This window comes from Nocardia sp. CA-128927, from assembly GCF_050955855.1.
Taxonomy (GTDB): Bacteria; Actinomycetota; Actinomycetes; order Mycobacteriales; family Mycobacteriaceae; genus Nocardia.
This window is the reverse complement of sequence record NZ_CP192087.1, coordinates 838,064-856,429: the sequence shown is the minus strand read 5'-3', so window position 1 is coordinate 856,429 and position 18,366 is coordinate 838,064. Positions and strand designations below refer to the sequence as shown.

Genomic DNA, 18,366 nt, shown 5'->3' with positions numbered 1-18,366 from the left:
ACGCCACCCACACCGCGCGAAGGATGTGCACACGATGGGTCTGATCGACGGACTGATGGGCAATGCCGGACGGATCGATCCCGGCCGGGCGCAACAGGAATACGCGAAACTGATGGGCGAAGGTGAACAGGTCTACGCCGCATACCTTTTGGTGCGCGATGCGATCCTGTTCACGAACCGGCGCCTGATCCTGGTCGACAAGCAGGGCATGACCGGCCGTAAGGTCAGCTATCACAGCATTCCCTACCGCGCGATCACCCACTTCTCGGTGGAAACCGCAGGCACCTTCGACCTGGATGCCGAGCTCTGCATCTGGATCTCCGGCAGCCACGAGCCGTTGCAGAAGCGGTTCAACCGCCAGGTCGACATCTACGAGGTGCAGGGCATCCTGTCGCATTTCGCGGCGGTGTAGTCGCTTCGCCGCGAAACCCGCGGCGCGTAGCCTGCGGAGCATGGCTTCTGTCTTCAGCGCGATCATCGCCGGTCAGCTACCAGGTCGATTCGTTTGGGAGGACGACGAATTCGTCGGTTTCCTCACCATCGCACCGGTCACCCCCGGGCACACCCTGGTGGTGCCCCGCAAGGAGATCGATCAGTGGCAGGACGTCGACGCGGACACCTTCGCCCGCCTCAACGTCGTCGCCCAGAAGATCGGCCAGGCCGTGCGCGCGGCCTGGGACGCACCCCGCGCCGGCCTGCTCATCGCCGGCCTCGAGGTGCCACACCTGCACGTGCACGTCTTCCCGGCCTTCACCATGGGCAACTTCGACATCTCCGGCGCCGACACCGACCCGACCCCCGAATCCATGGACGAGGCGCAAACCAAGATCAAGCAGGCCCTGCGCGACCTCGGCTACGGAGCCAACGTCCCCGACTGAACGCCGTTCCGGCCCAACGCAAAAGGGTGGTCAGACCGAGTTCGGTCTGACCACCCTTTTTGGATGAGCCCCTGTCAGGATTGAACTGACGACCTTTCGCTTAGACGACATCGGCAATTCTGGCAGCTCCGCGATCGCCAGCAACGACCTAGGTTGTTCGCTCGTCATCGACGACTAAAGCTTCGCGACCGCCGACATCCACCACATCGTGCCCCACCACCTTGGTCCGCCGCTAACCCGTGACGCAGTCACCGCCACGCTAAACCTGCTGGCCGAGGCTTCACCGACTATCGTCGCGGATTCGCTGGCGGTCTGCGACAAAGATCTCTTCCGGACTGTACGTCCGGCCCGCAGTTCTTGCGACCCGCCCGCTTTCAACAGCAACTAATGTACTTCGTCTTACGGATAGCCGACGACGTTTCGCGCACGAGGTTTTCGTCGCGCCAAGTACGTGTCGGTCCGATCCCGGACATGTCCGTAAGCAATGCTGCCAGGATCCAGGACCTCGAGTTCGAAAGAAATCTTATTATCGTGGTCATGATGCACCACAAGCGAATCCGGCATAACTTGGTACAGTTCGCGGATTTCTCCGAGAAATGATCAAGACCTGTGGATGACGGGAAGGACGCACCTTCCCGGATGATCTATCTGTCCGAAGTCTTGATCATGCCGGCGCGCCAACGCCGGTCGGGAAGGTACGTCCGTGTTTACGGTAGTTCAGAACACCCCCTCAGCAAACGATGCGGCTGGTTCGACCCGGTCGTTGCTCGATGAGATCGTGCGTGACGGTGCCCGGCAGATGCTCGCGGCGGCGTTGAAGGCCGAGGTCGCGGCCTATGTTGCCCAGTTCGCCGATCAGCTCGACGAGAACGGCCACCGCCTGGTGGTGCGCAACGGTTACCACGCCGAACGGGAGGTCCTCACGGCGGCGGGCGCGGTGAGGGTGAAGGCTACCGGTCGGCTCCCCACAGCTGTCATTTGCATTGTCACGAGCAGCTGTGCCGGATAGCCGCTCTTGGACAGGTAGGCGGGATGCAGGGTGGCGATAGCGACGGTCAGATCATCTGGGCAGGCGAGGTCAGGAAGGTCGTCGGCAGCATCGCTCGCCCGGACCATCATGCCGCCGATCCGTTCACGAGCCTCCTCGACGGTGTAGGGGGCAGGAGTGGAGCTGCCGCTGGGAGCAGGAACAACCGGCTCAGTTAGACGCTCACCGAATCCAATTAAGAACCGCGGTCCAGGCATCCACTCCCCCTAGTGACTTGTGGTTGATCTTTCCTGAGCAAATCCACGGATAGTGTCGCGCGACACTCCAGTCATCAAGCTTATTTGACGCTGCGACAAGGTACCGGCTTCTGCCAAAGTCGTCGCTACTTGCAGCCGCTCAGCGCGTGGCAGATCCTGCACAACTTGCCCCCAGTGCTTGAGCATCAAGTCTTCCAGCGGCGCGTTATCGAGCACCGAGCGCCGACGCAGCTGCATCGTTACTCGCTCGATGTCGTTGTAGGACTTTCCTTTTGAAGCCGTCGTGGCTAGTTCGACGACCGAGCCCGGTAGAGGCTGTGCCGCGAAGCGCCGGATAGCGTCGCGACGCTGGTCAGGACCTGGCAGAGGGAAACCGACACTGACGTCGAAGCGTCGCCATACAGCGGGATCGAGTAGCTCTGCGTGATTGGTAGCGCCAATGACCAAGCCCGCTCCGGCCGGCCAGTCGTCGATCTGCTGCAGCAGTACCGTGACCAAGCGTTTCAGTTCACCGACATCTCGATCGTCATCGCGCCGTTTGGCGATCGCATCGAGTTCGTCGAGAAGCAACACGCAGGGGCGCTGCTTTGCATAATCGATGGCATGCCGCAAGTTCGTCCCAGTCTTGCCAAGCAGGCTGCTCATCACTGTGGCGAGATCCAGGATCACTAGGGGCAGTGACAATCTCGCCGCAATCCAAGTGGCCGCCATAGTCTTGCCGACACCAGGTGGTCCGACAAACAGCACTGTGCGCGCTGGCGACAAGTCTGCTGCGGCGAGGCGTTCCGAAGCACCGCGCTCATCCACGATCTGCTGTAGCGGTCTGAAGACCTCCTCGGCAAGGATCGGCTGCTCGACGTCGGTCCCCTCGTGAATGATGCTCAGCAGCGGCAGACGACTGTCTCCATCTACTGGTACGGGCGAGCTGATCTCACCACGCAGCGGCGACGCACGGGTGGGACTCTGCCTGAGCACACCTATGAGTGCCTCAGCCATGTCTGGCATAGCCTGACGATTCCGCCGAGCGACCCGGCGGACAAACATCGCGACGTCCTGCTCGCGACCAGCCATAGCGAGTCGAGTCAGGTGGACGAAATCATCAGAAAGCCGACTACTATCGTCCGCCGATGCGGTTTCCATAGGGTTTGACATGCACCTATTCCGATCGATGAACTGGACAACTTACTGTCTAGTACTATGCTACGTCGTCCATATCCCGGCCACTAGGCCGACGGCAGGATTGACCCTACGTTGCCGCGAGTATGAATCGCACAATCTAGCCAAAAGCTTCCGCCGCGCCGATCAGTCCCGTGCACCGGCTTGAGCTCACCGACCCAAATGCGATAGCAGCGGAGTTGTCACCTATTCGGCCCAGGACCGATGGAGGATGGGTGCGCACAGCAAAAGAGCAGCGGCATCCCAGCGTGGCGGAGGTGTGGCGGACTCAGCCCAAACTCGTCATGTAACGGGCAGCAAGACCGCACGACCTCCCGCGCCCTGACACCCGATGGCCGGAACATCCATAGACAGCCCGCAACCTGATACAGGGCCGAGTAGCAGCCCATCGTGCCGCGCAACTGCTCGGTTCCGGGTGTCGCTGTGCCACTTGCATGTCGTCCATACAAAGTTCGACGGGCCGACCGGAGGCCCGGTTCCTCCGGCGATCTGGTTGTCCTACTGGTCGCCTCTCGTGACACGCGACCTGGACCTCAAGTACGCAATGAGCAACCCAACCACCAGTACATCAGCCAGCGCCACAGAGGCGAGGCGCAAACCAAGATCAAGCAGGCCCTGCGCGACCTCGGCTACGGAGCCAACGTCCCCGACTGAACGTCGTTCCGGCCCAAAGCAAACGGGTGGTCAGACCGAGTTCGGTCTGACCACCCTTTCAATCTGAGCCCCCTGTCAGGATTGAACTGACGACCTTTCGCTTACAAGGCGAGTGCTCTACCACTGAGCTAAGGAGGCGGGTGCCTTCGGAAAGCGGTTGCCATCATAGCCGGGCACACCGACTGCGTGACACCGGCTTTACGGCATCACGCAGTCGGCAAGTGTCCCGGCGCAGTATTCGGCTACCGCGAGATCAGGACTGGGCGCCCTGACGGGCCGCGTCATCGGCGGCCATGGCGTCGCGCAGGCTCTTCGGACGCATATCGGTCCAGTTCTTCTCGACGTATTCGACGCAGGCAGCGCGGCTGTCCTCGCCGAACACGACGCGCCATCCGGCCGGGACCTCCGCGAAGGCAGGCCACAGGGAATGCTGTTCTTCGTCGTTGACCAGGACGAAGAAGCGGCCGTCTTCGTCATCGAAGGGGTTGGTGCTCAATTTCACCTCACTGGATACTGGCGCTGTGTACGGGATCGCTCTTGGATCCTCCGGCGCCGGGTCCGACGAACCGAGGGGTTCCGCGGACTTGCGCGCCGTTGGAGTCCCGAGCGTTGTTTCGACCCTAGCAAGGGAGACGTTACGCCTGGGCGGTTACCTCTGGCCGAGGAATCTCAGCTCGCGAAGAAGTCGAGCAGAATCTTGTTCACTGTCTCAGGACGCTCCAGGTAGCCGAAGTGACCCGCGTCCGGAACTTCTTGATACCGCGCACCCGGGATGACCTCGGCAACTTCCCTGGACAGGTAGGGCGGGATCATCCGGTCGTCGGCGAAGCCAACGGCCAAGCACGGCACCGTGATCCCGCGGTAGGCCTGCACCCGATCGAAATCGTGATCCATCCGACGTTGCGCGCGGATGCCGGGCGTGACCGGACCGCCGGTGAACTCGAACAGGTCGAGCCAGTCGCGGGCCGAGTTCGGTTCGGCCAGCGTCGCGGGCGACAGGTTCATCACCGCGGTCACCGCCGCCTCGTACTTCTCCGGCAGCTTCACCCCGCTGGCGTCGAGGTCGTGCTCGCCGAGCGAGAGCGTCTTCTGGAACTGGTCGAGGCGCCCGTGGCCCGCCATGAAGACGGCCTTGCGCACCAGTTCGGGGCGGGCGAGCGCCAGTTCCTGCGCGACCCGCGCACCCATCGAGGTGCCGACCACCAGGGCGGGACCTTCGTCGAGGAGCTCGATCAGCGCGGCGGTATCGGCGACCAGCTGGTCGATGGTCATACCCGTCGCGGCCTCGAAGGAGGGCGCGATCCCGCGGTTGTCGAAGGTGCACACCCGGTAGCCGGCCGCGACCAGCGCGGGCACCTGATGCAGTTCCCAGACTCGGCCCGGACTGCCGGTGCCCATGATCATGACCACAAGCGGCCCCGAACCCTTGACATCGGTACCCCGCGCGCGGTCACCTTTGACCTGGTAGTTGAGGGAAATTCCGTTCACCGTGGCCAGCGGCATATCGACCCTTTCGTGGAGTTGATGCTCCGTCCCACGGTATAGGGACGGATGGAGTCGGCACACCGGCCGGGGGCCGGTCTGACGCGGGTGCCACCCGCGCCTGCTGACGCCAGATACCATTGACTATTCGCAGGTACGAGCGTAGTGAACCGGGAGGACTTGAAGATGGCCGCGAAGGGCAGCGCGAACGACATCGCGGACGACGATCTGGAACCACTTGCCGACGAAACCGCACGTCAGGCACAGCGCGTTGTTGCGGCCTACGCCGAGGACGCCGACGAGTGCCGGATGCTGTTGTCGATGCTCGGCATCGCACCGAGCGCCCGGGCAGAATAAGCCCAGCCTTTCGACGCCAACGGCGACGTCGACTTACCGGATTCTCCGGGGGACCCAGCGACGCGCAAAGGATGCGTGAGTGGACCAGATGACTTCGTCCGACGACTCCGACCCCGCCCTAGATACCGCACCTGACGACACCAGCACCGCGAGCACCGGCCCGGCCGAATCCGGTTCCGGTTTCGTCGTCGTGGCCAATCGGCTCCCGGTCGACCTGGAACGGCTGCCCGACGGCAGCACTCGGTGGAAGCGCAGCCCCGGCGGTCTGGTCACGGCGCTGGAACCGGTGCTGCGCAGCAACAAAGGCGCCTGGGTCGGCTGGGCGGGGGTGCCCGACGCGGACGTCGATCCGATCATCGAGGACGGCCTGGAGCTGCATCCGGTGCCGCTGACGGCGCAGGAAGTGGCCGACTACTACGAGGGCTTCTCCAACGGCACGCTGTGGCCGCTGTACCACGATGTGATCGTGCGTCCGGTCTACGACCGCAAGTGGTGGGCCGCCTACGTCACGGTGAACCGGCGCTTCGCCGAGGCGACCGCGAAGGTGGCCGCCGAGGGCGCCACCGTGTGGGTGCAGGACTACCAGCTGCAGCTGGTGCCGAAGATGCTCCGGATGCTGCGCCCCGACTTGACCATCGGCTTCTTCCTGCACATCCCGTTCCCGCCGGTCGAGCTGTTCATGCAGATGCCGTGGCGCACCGAGATCGTGGAGGGCCTGCTCGGCGCCGACCTGATCGGCTTCCACCTGCCGGGCGGCGCGCAGAACTTCCTGTACCTGGCCCGCAGGCTGGCCGGGCAGCCGACCTCGCGCGGCACCGTCGGCGTCCGGTCCAAGCTCGGCGTCGTGCAGGTCGGCTTCCGCACGGTCCGGGTCGGCGCGTTCCCGATCTCGATCTCCTCGGCCGAACTCGACGAGCACTCCCGCCGCCGCTCCATCCGCGAGCGCGCCGCGAAAATCCGTGCGGAACTGGGCAATCCGAAGAACATCCTGCTCGGCGTCGACCGCCTCGACTACACCAAGGGCATCGACATCCGGCTGAACGCACTCGAAGAGCTGCTGCTGGAGGAGCGGATCGATCCGTCCGAGACCGTCATGGTCCAGCTGGCCACGCCGAGCCGCGAACGGGTGGAGAGCTACATCCAGATGCGCGGCGACATCGAGCGCCAGGTCGGCCGGATCAACGGCGAGTTCGCCCAGGTCGGCTACCCGGTGGTGCACTATCTGCACCGGCCCATCCCGCGCGACGAGCTGATCGCCTTCTTCGTCGCCGCCGACGTGATGCTGGTGACACCGCTGCGCGACGGCATGAACCTGGTCGCCAAGGAGTACGTCGCCTGCCACAGCGGCCTCAACGGCGCGCTGGTGCTCAGCGAATTCACCGGCGCCGCAGCCGAATTGCGGCAGTCCTACCTGTGCAACCCGCACGACCTGGACAGCGTCAAGGACGCCATCGTCTCCGCCATCGAGGACGATCGCGACACCAAACGCCGCCGCATGCGCTCGCTGCGCCGCCAGGTCTTGGCGCACGACGTGGACCGCTGGGCCCGCGCCTTCCTCGAGGCGCTGGCGCAAGGTCAGGTCGCGGGCAGCGCGCTGCTGACCGACGACGACACGTACCCGGAGGAGCGCCAACCCTCCCGCTAGCCACACGTAGTCCACTGGAGGTGCGAGTTTTGCGAGCGCCGTTCGTGGCCCGTCTCGCGTCCGAGTGGCCGAAGCGCATGCGCCGCAGGCGCGAGTCTCGGCCGCTCGGACGCGAGACACCCGGGGGCCGCGAACACGCAGCGCCGCAGGCGCTGCAAATCCGACAGGGCTCACAGGAATCACCCAGGTTTGGTCCAGCAAGTTCGCAGCCGGATACCGGACTATGAACCCATGAGTGGTGCGCCTGCGGAGCAGGCACCCGAGGCACGGGTGCTGGTGGTGGACGACGAGCCGATGATCGTGGAGCTGCTCGCGGTGAGCCTGCGTTACCAGGGCTTCGCGGTGGACACGGCCGTCGACGGGGCGCAGGCGCTGGACAAGGCGCGCAGTTTCCGGCCGCAGGCACTGATCGTCGACGTGATGATGCCGGGCATGGACGGCTTCGGCCTGCTGCGCCGGCTACGCGCCGACGGCATCGACTCCCCCGTCCTGTTCCTGACCGCACGCGACGAGGTGCAGGACAAGATCACCGGGCTCACCCTCGGCGCCGACGACTACGTCACCAAGCCGTTCAGCCTGGAGGAAGTGGTGGCCCGGCTGCGGGTGATCCTGCGCCGCGCCGGGCACGCCGCACCGCAGCGGGAGAGCTCCCGGCTCCGGTTCGAGGACATCGAACTCGACGACGACACCCACGAGGTGTGGAAGGCGGGCGAGCCGGTCGCGCTGTCCCCCACCGAGTTCACCCTGCTGCGCTACTTCATGGTCAACGCGGGCACGGTACTGAGCAAGCCGCGCATCCTCGATCACGTGTGGCGCTACGACTTCGGCGGCGAGGTCGGCGTGGTGGAGACATACGTGTCGTATCTGCGCAAGAAGGTCGACACCGGCGACGAGCGGCTCATCCACACCCTGCGCGGGGTCGGCTATGTGATGCGCGCGCCGAGCCGCAGCCGGTCGGCCGGGAAATGACCGAAGGCCGGATCGCGGCGCTGCGCGCCAAGACCTCCGGTGTGTTGTCGGCGATCCCGTTGCGGGTGACGCTGATGCTGATTCTGGTCGCCACCGCGGGACTCGGGCTGCTGATCTCCGGCATGGTGGTCACCTCGGGGCTGGAACGCTCGCTCACCGACCGCACCGATCAGCAACTGCGCAACGGCGCGATCGAATGGTCCCGCCGCAAGCTGCCCCCGCCGCCCGTGGTGCCGGGCGATCCGCGGCACACCAGCCAGTTCTACGTCCGCACGGTGCAGGACGACGGCCGGGTCTTCGTGATCAAGGCGTTCGGCATCGATGCCGATCCCACCCTGCCCGATTCGCCGGAGATCGGACCGCTGAGTGTGCGCTCCGTCGGCGGCGGACCGATCGAGTGGCGCACCTTGACCGTCCGCACCCCGGACGGCACCACCACGGTGGCGCTGCCGCTGAACCAGAACTTCGACATCGTGCAACGCCTCGTCATGCTGGAACTGGTCGTCGGGCTGATCGTGCTGACCGCGTTGGCCATCGCCGCGTACTTCGTGATCCGGCGCAGCCTGCGCCCGCTGCTGCGCGTGGAGAACACCGCCGCCGCCATCGCCCGCGGTGACCTGTATCGCCGAGTTCCGGTGCACGGCAGCAACACCGAGGTCGACCGGCTGTCCCACTCGCTCAACGGCATGCTCAGCCAGATCCAGCAGGCGTTCGCGAAGACCGAGGCCTCCGAGGCCGCCGCCAAGCGTTCGGAGGCGAAGATGCGCCAGTTCGTCGCCGACGCCAGCCACGAACTACGCACCCCGCTCACCACCATCCGCGGTTTCGCCGAGCTCTACCGCCAGGGCGCGACCGCCGACCCAGACCTCTTCATGGACCGCATCGAACGCGAATCCCAGCGCATGGGCGTGCTCGTCGAGGACCTGCTGATGCTGGCCAGGCTGGACGCACAGCGCCCATTGGAACAGGGCCAGGTCGATCTGCTCGCCGTGGCCAGCGACGCCGTGCACAGCGCGCGGGCGATGGCGGCCGCCGCGCACCCGAACGGCTCGAGCCGCCGCATCGAACTCGAAATCGAAACCGGTGAAGGCACTTTGGAGATCGTCGGCGACGAGACCCGGCTCCGCCAGGTGCTGGCCAACCTGCTCAACAACGCGCTCACGCACACCCCGCCGGACGCCTCGGTCGCGGTCCGCCTCACCCCCACCGCCCGCGAGGTCCTCCTGGAAGTCGCCGACACCGGCCCGGGCCTACCCGCCGACGAGGCCGATCGCATCTTCGAACGCTTCTACCGCACCGACAACTCCCGCGCCCGCACCAGCGGCGGCGCCGGCCTCGGCCTGTCCATCGTGCAGGCGCTGGTCACCGCGCACGGTGGCACGGTCGACGTGCGCAGCACCGAGGGGGTCGGCACCACCTTCACCGTCCGGCTGCCACGCGAAAGCAGTGCGTGACAACCGTTTCCGATCAGACCGGGGTGACCTGGTCGACCAGCCAGCGGTCGCCGTCCTTGTCCACCGTGGCCCGGACCCGGCTGCCGGTCGTGGTGCCCTCCGGCGAATCCTTGCTCGTCGTAACCTGATTCAGGAACAGCAGCACAATCACGTGTGACTTGTCACCGGAGACGACGCCACCCGCCTGAGTGGTCGCCTTGACGTTGAGCTGTTTTTCCTTGGCGCCCGGGGCAATTGCCTGTTCGATCAGCTTCAGGTAGTCGTCGCGGAACTTCGGCGAGAGGTTGTCGGCCGCCTTCGGCAGTTCCTTGTCCACCGTCTGATAGTCATAGGTGAACATGGCCGAGACCGTGCGGCTCGCGGCCGTCACCGCGTCCTTGCGGGCCTGCTCGGCCTGGTTGTCGTTCCAGATCCGGAATCCGCTGACGCCGAGCACGACTACCGCCGCGAGGGCGAGCACGCTCAGTGTCGCCAGGAGGATCTTGCCGCGCGTCTTCATCCCACAAACTCCACTTTGGAAACCGTCAGACCGGCGTCGCCGCGGCTCACGGTGACCCGGAACCGGTAGAACCGCGTCTGCTCGCCCTGCTGACCCGCGTTGGTGAGCGACTGCTTGGCGGCGACCAGCACGGTCGCGGAATCGTCGCTGTCGTTTTCCAGCGCCGCGTCGATGATCTCGCCGTTGGAGACGACCTTGGCCTGCTGCACGATATTCATGAACGGGTCGACCCGGCCGTCGAATTCGGTCTTGAACTGGCCGGAGGCCACCGAGAGGATCCGGTCGATGTCGGCCTTGGCCGAATCGGCCCGGATGGTGGTGAGGTTCAGGATGGCCTGGCGGGCGGTCTGCTCGTATTCGCCGCGACGCTCGTCGCGGGCGTCGATCGACCGCACCTTCATCCCGGCGAAGCCCGCACCGATCAGCAGGGCGAGCACCAGGACCGCGGCGGCCGCGACGCCGACGATGCGCCATACGCCGAGCCGGGTCGGTTCGGGTGCGACATCCTGCGCATCGGGGTTCGGCACGCCCTTCGCGAGGTCGACAGCCTTGTCGTCCAACGCGTCGGCGACAACAGCGTCGGTAGGTGCCGCGTCCACACTGTTCGTTTCCGGCACGGAAGCCGTGACACCGGACGCCTTTTCAGTGTCGGCTGCCGACGGCGCGGCACCGGCCGTAGCCGCCTTCCCGGTGACCGGAACCGACGTCACAGCGGGGCTCGCCGTCTCTTCCACCGGTGGACCCACCGAGCGCACCGCGCGTCGCCGCGTACGGTGCTGATCTGCGTTGCTATCGCTCATTTCTGCTGCTCCTCGAGCATCGCCTGCCAGCTCGACGGTACCGTGCCCGAACCGCCCGGTCCGATATCGCCCTGTCGGTAGGTGCGGCCGTCCGGGCCGATGTACTGGCCGGTGGACGGATCATAGGATCTCGCGGCAGCGGGCGTGCCGGTGCCGTACGCGGCGGGTGCCACCTGTGTCGCTTCCGGTGCAGCCGGCGCGGACGCGGGCGCTACCGGGCGCGGCGGACCGAACGCGGGGTTGTCCCCTTCTGGGACATAGCCGGTCCGGCAGAGCTCGGGTGTCGGCGCTCGCACGCCGGGGAATTCCGCGCACGGCGTGTTGCGGATGCCGCGCACGTCGACCTGCGAGTCCTGCGGCACTTTGCAGTACAGGCCGGGCGGTGAGGGGATCGAGTCCAGCTCGCTCGGCGAGCGTCGCTCGTTGGGCGGCAGGAATCCGGTGGTGCAGGCGGGCGGGTCGTTGACCACCACCATGAAGTCGACCATGGCGCCGTATTCCACCGGTCCGCGGATGATCGTCCGCAGTGCGGCGATCAGCGGCGGGAAGACCACCAGGAGTTGTTCCAGCCCAGCGTGATACGTGACGCCGACCTGCCCGGTGCTGACCAGATTGTTCAGCAGCAGCGGCAGGGTCGGCCGCAACGATTCGAACTGCGCGCTGACCCGCTGCATCGCGGACGGCCCGTCGCGCAACACATTGCGCAGCGACGGATCGTGTGCCCGCAACTGGTCGGTGACGGTGGCCAGGTCGCTGGTCCACGACCGGATGGCCGCGTCGGACCGGGTCTGGGTGTCCAGCAGTGGTCCTATCTGATCGATCAGCTTCTTCGTCGGTTCCGCGCTGTTCTGCGCCTCCTGCACCAGCAGCGACGCCGAGTCGATGAACCGCTGCAGGTCCGGGCCCGCGCCGTTGAACGCCTTGAACGCCTCGTCGATCACCTGCCGCAGCCGGGTGTCGGCGACGCTGGACAGCAGCCGGTCGGACTGGTCGAGCAGCGTGCCGACGTCCTGCGGAAGTTTGGTGCGGCCCACCGGAATCACCGCGCCGTCGGCCAGGTTTCCGGCGGCCGGGTGGTCGGACGGAATCAGGTCGACGTACTGCTCGCCGATCGCGGAGACGCTGCGCACCCAGGCGTTGACATCCGACGGGACCTTGTAGTCGCTGTCGATGGACAGCTTCGCCTCGACCCCGCTCGGGGTGAGCCGAACATCCTGCACCACACCGACATTGGTGCCGCGGTAGGCGACGTTGGCGGTCGGGTAGAGACCACCTGTCGCCTCCAGCTGCACCGTGACGTCGTAGCGGCCGATGCCGAACATGGCGGGCACCTTCACATACACCCCGCCCATGATCGCCAGGCCGATCACCGTGAGCACGGCGAAGATCGACAGCTGGACGCGGACGAATCGGGTGAGTGTCATCGGCCCGGACCCCCTTGTGGCGCAGTGTTTCCCGGCAGCGGCACGGTCAGCCCAGGAATGGCGGGCAGACCGGGAATCGGCGGCAGGCCGGGAATGGTCGGCGCGGGCTGTGCGCCGGGGGCGGGCCCCGGCTGCAGCGGTCCGGTCGCCGGATTGCCGCTCTGTGTCGCGGTATCCGGCGCGAAACTGCCGATCACACCCTCGACGCCGCCGAATCGACCGCCGAGCGGAGTGCCGGTCAACCAGTTGCTGTCCAGGCGTTTTCCGGTGAGGTCGACCGTGATGAACAGGTTCAGGTAGTCGCCCATGATCGCTTTGTCGAGGTTCTTCATCGGGAACGGGAAGGTCGGGATGATCTTCAGCGACTCGACGAGGTTGCTCCCCGTGTCGGCCAGCGTCTGCAACACCGGGGCGAGGCTGCGCAGGTTGGCCTTCAGGTTGTCGCCGCTGCTGGCGATGAGCCGATCGGTGACATCGCTGAGGTCACCGAGCGCGTTGATCGTCGCGGTGATGTTCTTGGTGCGGTCGGCGAGCACGGTGAGCGCGGGGTGGATCCGCTCGATGGCGGCGGCGACCACGTCACGCTGCTGGGCCAGTTGCCCGCCCAGGCGGTCCAGTCCGCTCATCGCCGCGATGATGTCGTTGCGCTGCTTGTCCAGGTTGGTGGTCAGCTCGTTGAGTTGCGGCAGCAGGTCGCGGATGTCGTTGGCCCGGCCGTTGAGTGCGGAATTCAGTTCGCGGGTAATCGTTTCCAGCTGCGAGATGCCACCGCCGTTGAGCACCACCGACAGTGACGAGAGCACCTGCTCCGTCGTCGGATAGGCCCCGGCCCGCTCCAGCGGTATGAGGTCGCCGTCCTTCAACTGTCCCTGCGGCACAGCGTCGCTCGGCGGGGCCAGCTCGACGTGGTTGCTGCCGAGCAGGCTGGTCTGGCCGATCTTGGCGACGGCATTGGCGGGTAGTCGCACGCTCGGATTCAGCGTGACGGTGACCAGCGCGTGCCAGCCCTCCACCTCGATGTTCGACACGGTGCCGACGGTGACGTCGTCGACCCGGACCGGTGAATTCCTGGTCAGCGTGGTCACATTCGGCATCTGGATGCGCACCTTGTACGCGCCGTCCATCGTGCCCTCGGTGCCCGGCATCGGCAGCGAGTTCAACCCGTCCCACTCACAGCCCGAAATACCAAGGGCCACCGCGAGACCCACCACCAGCATTGCCATCCGGCGAGGCCGCTTCATCGCCCTCCTCCTGGAATAGCCAGCCCGGTAAGGCCGTTCGGCACCGTCACCGGAGCCGGTCCCGGCGCCGGACCCGGCGGTGCCGTCTGCCCGGCCAGGCTCGGCGGGCTGTAGGTCAGCTGGTTCGGGAACGCGTGCACACCGGTCGCCGGATTCAGCATGATCGGCGCGTAATTCATTGCGAGCGAGCTGATCACCGGCGCGAGGTACTGCGCGCACAGATCGGCGGAGCGATCCGAGTCGTTGGTTTCCAGCGCCCGCACCGAGCCGCAGAGGAAGCCGAGCGGATCGGCCGTGTTGTTGAGCGAGACCGCGCCGGCCAGCGTGCCCTGGGCCGGCTTGTAGATCTGATAGAAGTTCACCAGCGCCGTCGGCCCCGAATGCAGCACGCGCTCGAGCTCGGGCCGCTTGTCCACCAGCTGCTGGGTGACATCGGCCAGCCGCTGCACACCCCCGGTGAGTTCGGCGCCGCTGCCGTCCAGGAACCGCTTCACATCGCCGAGCGCGGTATCCAGATTGTCCAGTCCCGCACCGAGTTCCTGCGAGGTGCCGGCCAGCACCGAGGACACCGACGCGAGCCTGCCGCCGAACTGCACGATCTGCTCGTTGCTCGCCGACAGCACGTCGACGAACTTCTGCAGATTGCGAATGGTGCCGAACAGATCGGTGCGCCCGTCCGACAACGTGTTCAGGGTCGCGGACAACTCGCGCAACGTGTCGCGCAGCTTCTGCCCGTTGCCGTCCATATTGTCGGCGGCGGTGTTGACGAAGCGACCGAACGAGCCCTGCGAGTCGTCGCCGACCGGACCCAGAGTCGTTGACAGCTTGGACAGTTCGGCCTTGATGTCGTCCCACTCGACCGGCACGGCCGTGTGCTCGAGCGGAATCTCCGCGCCGTCACGCATTTTCGGCCCGCCGACGTAGGCGGGCGCCACCTGGATGAAGCGCGCCGAGACCAGCGACGGCGAAATGATCACCGCGCGAGCGTCGACCGGGATACTGATCCCGCGATCCACGGTCATCTTGACCTTGACCCGGTCCTTGCCCGGTTCGATCGAGTCGATCCGCCCGACGTTGACGCCGAGCACCCTGACCTCGTCGCCCTGGTACAGCCCGGACGTCGACGGGAAGTACGCGGTGATCGAGGTCTTCCCGATCCGGGTCACGCCGCTGTAGACGCCGGCCAGCACCAGCACGGCGACCAGCCCACCGGCGACCAGCAGCGCCCAGCGCGGCAGTTTGCGAGCTCTGTCCAGCATGTTCATCGCGGTGGCTCCTGAATGGCGGGCCCGATCGACGGCGGTGCCGGGTTGGTGAAGATGTTGCGCAGGTCCTCGGGCAGATGCTCCGGCCACACCAGCGCGTCGACCAGCGGCTGCAACTCGGTGCTGGTGGCGTTGACGACGTAGGCGTTGAACCACGGCCCGTTGCCGACCTGCTCGCCGAGCGCCGCGGCGTACGGACCGAGGCTGTCGAGCGCGTCGGAGATGTTCTGCTTGTTGCGTTGCAGGAGGCCGAGCACCGAATTGAGTTTGTCCAGTGCGGGTTTCAGGATCGGCTCGTTGTCCGAGACCAGACCGGAGAGCTGCTTGGCCACCTCGTTGATGTAGACGATCAGCTGTCCGATCGCGGCGCGGCGCCGGTCCAGCTCGCCGAGCAGGTTGTTGCCGTCCAGCAGCAGCGCGTTGATCTGGTTGCTCCGGTCGGCCAGGATCTTGGTGACGTTCTGTGCCCGGGTCAGCAGCTCCGTCAGGGCCTGGTCGCGGGCATTGATGCTGCGCGACAACGCGGTAACGCCGTCCAGCGCCGCGCGCAGCGGCGCCGGGGTGTCGGCGAAGGTCGCCGACAGCGTGTCCAGGGTCTTGTCCACCTGATCCATATCCAGCCCCTGCACCGTGCGACCGAGGTCGCCGAGTGCGTCGTTGAGCGAGTACGGAGAAGTGGTGCGGTCCAACGGAATCGGGTCGGTGCGCCGCAGCGTGCCAGAGCCGGTCGGGGTCAGCTCGAGCGACTTGCGGCCGAGCACGGTATTGGTCTTGATCGCGGCGGATGTCTTCTGGCCGAGCACGATCGACTCGTCGAGGGTGAAGCGGACCAGCACCTTGGCGCCGTCCAGGTGCACGTCGTCCACCTCGCCGGACCGCACCCCGGCCACCTGGACCGCGTCGCCGGGCAGCAGGCCGCCCGCGTCGGCGAAGTACGCGGTGTAGGTCGCGCCGCCGCGAATGAACGGCAGCTTGCTGAACTGCAAGGCCGACAAGGCAACACACGCCGCGACGACCAGCCCGACGATGCCGATGGTGACGGCGCGCGATCGCTCGTTCATCAGGGCGTGCACCTTCCGGTCGTCTGCTTACCCGGCAGGTTCACCTGCATCGGCTGCCCGTTCGGGCCGTCCACGACCAGGTTGGTCCCGCAGACATAGAGCTGCAGGAACGAGCCGTAGGCGCCGATGCGGATCAGCTTCTTGTAGGTATCCGGCAACTTGTCGAGCACCCACTGGATGGTGTCGGAGCCATCGTCGAGATTGGTGGACAGCCGCCCCGTCTGCTCGATGGTGGATCTCAAATCCGGCCGCGCCGTCTGGAGCAGTCCGGTCAGGTCGCGGGTAGCGCCCGCGATACGCGGCAACGCGTCACCGATCGGATCGCGATCGGCGGCCAAACCGCTGACCAGGCGCTGCAATTCGTCGAGCGTGGTGGCGAACTGGTCGCCGCGCTGATCGATGGTCGCCAGCACCGTGTTCAGGTTGTTGATCACGTTGCCGATCAACTCGTCGCGGTCCGCGAGCGTCTTGGCGAACGAGCCGCCGCTGTTGAGCAGCGAAACCAGGGTGCCGCCCTGGCCCTGGAAGATCTGCAGCAGCGCGGCGGTCAGGTCGTTCACCTGGGCCGGATCCAGGCCGCGCAGCAGCGGCCGGAACCCGCCGAGCAGCATGTCCAGGTCCAGCGCCGGCGCCGTCTTGTCCTTGCCGATGGTGCCGCCGTCGGGCAGCACCTCGTTCGTGCCCGGCCCCTCCAGCAGCTCCAGATACCGGTCACCGACCAGGTTTTCGTAGCGGACGGTGGCGCGGGTGCTGGTGAGCAGCCGGTACTTGCGGTCGACGTCGAACTCGACGTGCGCGAGATGGTCCTTGCCCACCTTCACCGAGGAGACCGAGCCGACCGGCACCCCGGCGATGCGCACCTTCGAGCCGGGCAGCATCCCCGACGAACTGGTGAACACGGCGTGGTAGCCGTACTCCCTGGCGAAGCGCATCTGGCTGAAAACGACCACCAGCCCGGCGAACACCAGCGCCATCACCAGCGTGAAGATGACCAGTTTCACGGTCGTCGCGGTGTTCTTCACAGCGAGCCCACCCCCGGTAGCCCGGCGAACAACAGCTGGAACACCTTCGGTGCTTCGTTGGGCTTGGGGAAACCCGTGTTCGGCACGTACGGCGCTCCCTCGTTCGTGTCGGTGACGACGTAACCCGCGTGACTGTCCGGCACCCGATCCACCACGCCCTCGCAGTGCGGGCCGCCGGTCGCGTTCACCTTCGGCAGGTCGTCCGGATACTTGTAGGGCTGCGCGCCGAACATGAAGTTGGTGTTCATCCCGATGCCGGGCAGCTTGCCGCCGAACACCTCCTCGGCCAGCGGCATCATCGGGCCGAGGCCGTTGATGATGCAGCTGAGCGCGGGAGCGTACTCGAACAGCAGGCTCGTGGTCGGCCGCAGCAGGTCGAGCGCGGTGCTGAAGTTGCCTTCGTTCTCGCGCAAGACCGAACCGGTGGTGTCGGCCAGGCCGATCAGGTTGGCCAGCACGTTGTCCAGGCTCTGCTGCTCGTCGACCAGCGTCTGGCTGGTGACGGTGGCGTTGTCGACGGTGCGCAACAGGTCGGGGACGGTGTCCGCGTACAGGTTGGTGACGTCGCCGGTCTTCACCAGATCCTGTTGCAGCGTGGGCAGATACGGGTTGATGTCGCGCAGGTAGGCGTCGCTGCGGGCGAGCAGGTCGCCCAGCTTCTCGCCGCGGCCCTGCAGCGCCGTGCCGAGCGCGGACAGCGTCGCGTTCAGCTTCTCCGGCTCCACCTTGGCCAGCACGTCGGACAGGTGCTGGAACAGCGTGTTGAACTCGACGGTCACGTGCTGCGCGGTCACCCGCGCGCCCGGCTGCAGCGAGCTCGACGAAGGCTGTTGCGGCACGGTGAAGTTCACGTACTTCGCGCCGAAGACGGTGGTGGAGCGGATATCAACGCCTGCGTTGGCCGGAACCAGCTTCAGCTGTTGGGGATTCAGCGCCAGCTTCAGGCTGGCGCCGTCGGCGGTCTGGTCGATCGCGACCACCCGGCCGATCTCCACCCCGCGGATCTTCACCTTGGCGTCGGGATCGAGCACGAGTCCGCTGCGTGGCGCGTCGATCGTCACGGTGGCCGTCGAGGTGAAACCACCGACGAACATCACCAACGCGACGGCGATGATCGCGACCAGCGCGAGCACCATCGCGGCACCGGCCAACTTGTATCCCACTGCTGCGCGCACTTTGTTCGAATCCGCCATC

17 protein-coding genes, 1 tRNA gene and 1 pseudogene are annotated in these 18,366 nt (G+C 66.2%); 7 read left to right on the top strand and 12 right to left on the bottom strand.

All coding sequences use genetic code 11. The annotated features are described in order from the left end of the window. Positions 1 to 34: 34 nt before the first annotated feature. From ACQPW1_RS04230 to ACQPW1_RS04220, 3 genes and pseudogenes are all read left to right on the top strand, one after another. Positions 35 to 412: a PH domain-containing protein gene (locus ACQPW1_RS04230; protein WP_433661464.1), complete on the top strand. Its 378-nt coding sequence runs from the start codon at positions 35 to 37 to the stop codon at positions 410 to 412. A 40-nt stretch (positions 413 to 452) separates the two neighbouring features. Further along, positions 453 to 878, top strand: a complete 426-nt coding sequence (locus tag ACQPW1_RS04225) for an HIT family protein (RefSeq protein ID WP_433661463.1) — start codon at positions 453 to 455, stop codon at positions 876 to 878. 703 nt (positions 879 to 1,581) lie between these two features. After that, positions 1,582 to 1,830 (top strand): annotated as a pseudogene (locus ACQPW1_RS04220) (IS256 family transposase); the annotation flags it as partial. 302 nt (positions 1,831 to 2,132) lie between these two features. On the opposite strand, the gene ACQPW1_RS04215 reads toward ACQPW1_RS04220, so the two are convergent. The 4 genes from ACQPW1_RS04215 to ACQPW1_RS04200 form a co-directional block, all read right to left on the bottom strand. Next, entirely contained in the window at positions 2,133 to 3,263 is a 1,131-nt protein-coding gene (locus ACQPW1_RS04215; protein WP_433661462.1) for an AAA family ATPase, read from the bottom strand. A gap of 756 nt (positions 3,264 to 4,019) precedes the next feature. Next, positions 4,020 to 4,091 (bottom strand) — tRNA-Thr (locus ACQPW1_RS04210). Between the two features lie 115 nt (positions 4,092 to 4,206). After that, positions 4,207 to 4,449, bottom strand: coding sequence for an MbtH family protein (locus tag ACQPW1_RS04205; protein ID WP_011207082.1), 243 nt, complete (start codon positions 4,447 to 4,449; stop codon positions 4,207 to 4,209). 173 nt (positions 4,450 to 4,622) lie between these two features. Next, positions 4,623 to 5,456 carry an alpha/beta fold hydrolase gene (locus ACQPW1_RS04200; protein WP_433661461.1) on the bottom strand — a complete coding sequence of 278 codons (834 nt, stop codon included), beginning with the start codon at positions 5,454 to 5,456 and terminating at the stop codon, positions 4,623 to 4,625. A 144-nt stretch (positions 5,457 to 5,600) separates the two neighbouring features. On the opposite strand from ACQPW1_RS04200, the gene ACQPW1_RS04195 reads away from it, so the two are divergent. The 4 genes from ACQPW1_RS04195 (at position 5,601) to ACQPW1_RS04180 (ending at position 9,860) form a co-directional block, all read left to right on the top strand. Further along, a complete protein-coding gene (locus ACQPW1_RS04195; RefSeq protein ID WP_150403824.1) occupies positions 5,601 to 5,792 on the top strand; it encodes a hypothetical protein in 192 nt (63 codons plus the stop codon). 88 nt (positions 5,793 to 5,880) lie between these two features. Continuing rightward, the gene (locus tag ACQPW1_RS04190) at positions 5,881 to 7,437 is read left to right on the top strand and encodes an alpha,alpha-trehalose-phosphate synthase (UDP-forming) (protein ID WP_433665133.1); all 1,557 of its coding nucleotides are present in this window, start codon (positions 5,881 to 5,883) and stop codon (positions 7,435 to 7,437) included. A 231-nt stretch (positions 7,438 to 7,668) separates the two neighbouring features. Next, the gene (locus ACQPW1_RS04185; RefSeq protein WP_150403823.1) at positions 7,669 to 8,406 is read left to right on the top strand and encodes a response regulator transcription factor; all 738 of its coding nucleotides are present in this window, start codon (positions 7,669 to 7,671) and stop codon (positions 8,404 to 8,406) included. Beyond that, positions 8,403 to 9,860, top strand: a complete 1,458-nt coding sequence (locus tag ACQPW1_RS04180; protein ID WP_433661460.1) for a sensor histidine kinase — start codon at positions 8,403 to 8,405, stop codon at positions 9,858 to 9,860. The genes ACQPW1_RS04185 and ACQPW1_RS04180 overlap by 4 nt, the downstream gene beginning before the upstream one ends. Positions 9,861 to 9,873: 13 nt before the next feature. Here ACQPW1_RS04180 and ACQPW1_RS04175 read toward each other — a convergent pair whose 3' ends face one another. The 8 genes from ACQPW1_RS04175 to ACQPW1_RS04140 are packed head-to-tail and all read right to left on the bottom strand — an operon-like array spanning position 9,874 to position 18,365. Then, positions 9,874 to 10,359, bottom strand: coding sequence for a h domain protein (locus tag ACQPW1_RS04175; RefSeq protein WP_433661459.1), 486 nt, complete (start codon positions 10,357 to 10,359; stop codon positions 9,874 to 9,876). Further along, positions 10,356 to 11,159, bottom strand: a complete 804-nt coding sequence (locus ACQPW1_RS04170; protein WP_433661458.1) for a hypothetical protein — start codon at positions 11,157 to 11,159, stop codon at positions 10,356 to 10,358. The genes ACQPW1_RS04175 and ACQPW1_RS04170 overlap by 4 nt, the downstream gene beginning before the upstream one ends. Continuing rightward, the gene (locus tag ACQPW1_RS04165) at positions 11,156 to 12,583 is read right to left on the bottom strand and encodes an MCE family protein (RefSeq protein WP_433661457.1); all 1,428 of its coding nucleotides are present in this window, start codon (positions 12,581 to 12,583) and stop codon (positions 11,156 to 11,158) included. Before ACQPW1_RS04165 ends, ACQPW1_RS04170 begins: the two co-directional genes overlap by 4 nt. Next, positions 12,580 to 13,824 (bottom strand): MCE family protein, encoded by a 1,245-nt coding sequence (locus ACQPW1_RS04160; RefSeq protein ID WP_433661456.1) that lies wholly within the window; start codon positions 13,822 to 13,824, stop codon positions 12,580 to 12,582. Before ACQPW1_RS04160 ends, ACQPW1_RS04165 begins: the two co-directional genes overlap by 4 nt. Beyond that, a complete protein-coding gene (locus ACQPW1_RS04155; protein ID WP_433661455.1) occupies positions 13,821 to 15,089 on the bottom strand; it encodes an MCE family protein in 1,269 nt (422 codons plus the stop codon). Before ACQPW1_RS04155 ends, ACQPW1_RS04160 begins: the two co-directional genes overlap by 4 nt. After that, entirely contained in the window at positions 15,086 to 16,150 is a 1,065-nt protein-coding gene (locus ACQPW1_RS04150; RefSeq protein ID WP_433661454.1) for an MCE family protein, read from the bottom strand. Before ACQPW1_RS04150 ends, ACQPW1_RS04155 begins: the two co-directional genes overlap by 4 nt. Then, positions 16,150 to 17,172, bottom strand: a complete 1,023-nt coding sequence (locus ACQPW1_RS04145; protein WP_433661453.1) for an MCE family protein — start codon at positions 17,170 to 17,172, stop codon at positions 16,150 to 16,152. The genes ACQPW1_RS04150 and ACQPW1_RS04145 overlap by 1 nt, the downstream gene beginning before the upstream one ends. After that, complete coding sequence (locus ACQPW1_RS04140; protein ID WP_433661452.1) at positions 17,169 to 18,365, bottom strand: MCE family protein; 1,197 nt, start codon at positions 18,363 to 18,365, stop codon at positions 17,169 to 17,171. The genes ACQPW1_RS04145 and ACQPW1_RS04140 overlap by 4 nt, the downstream gene beginning before the upstream one ends. Between the last annotated feature and the right edge of the window lies 1 nt (position 18,366).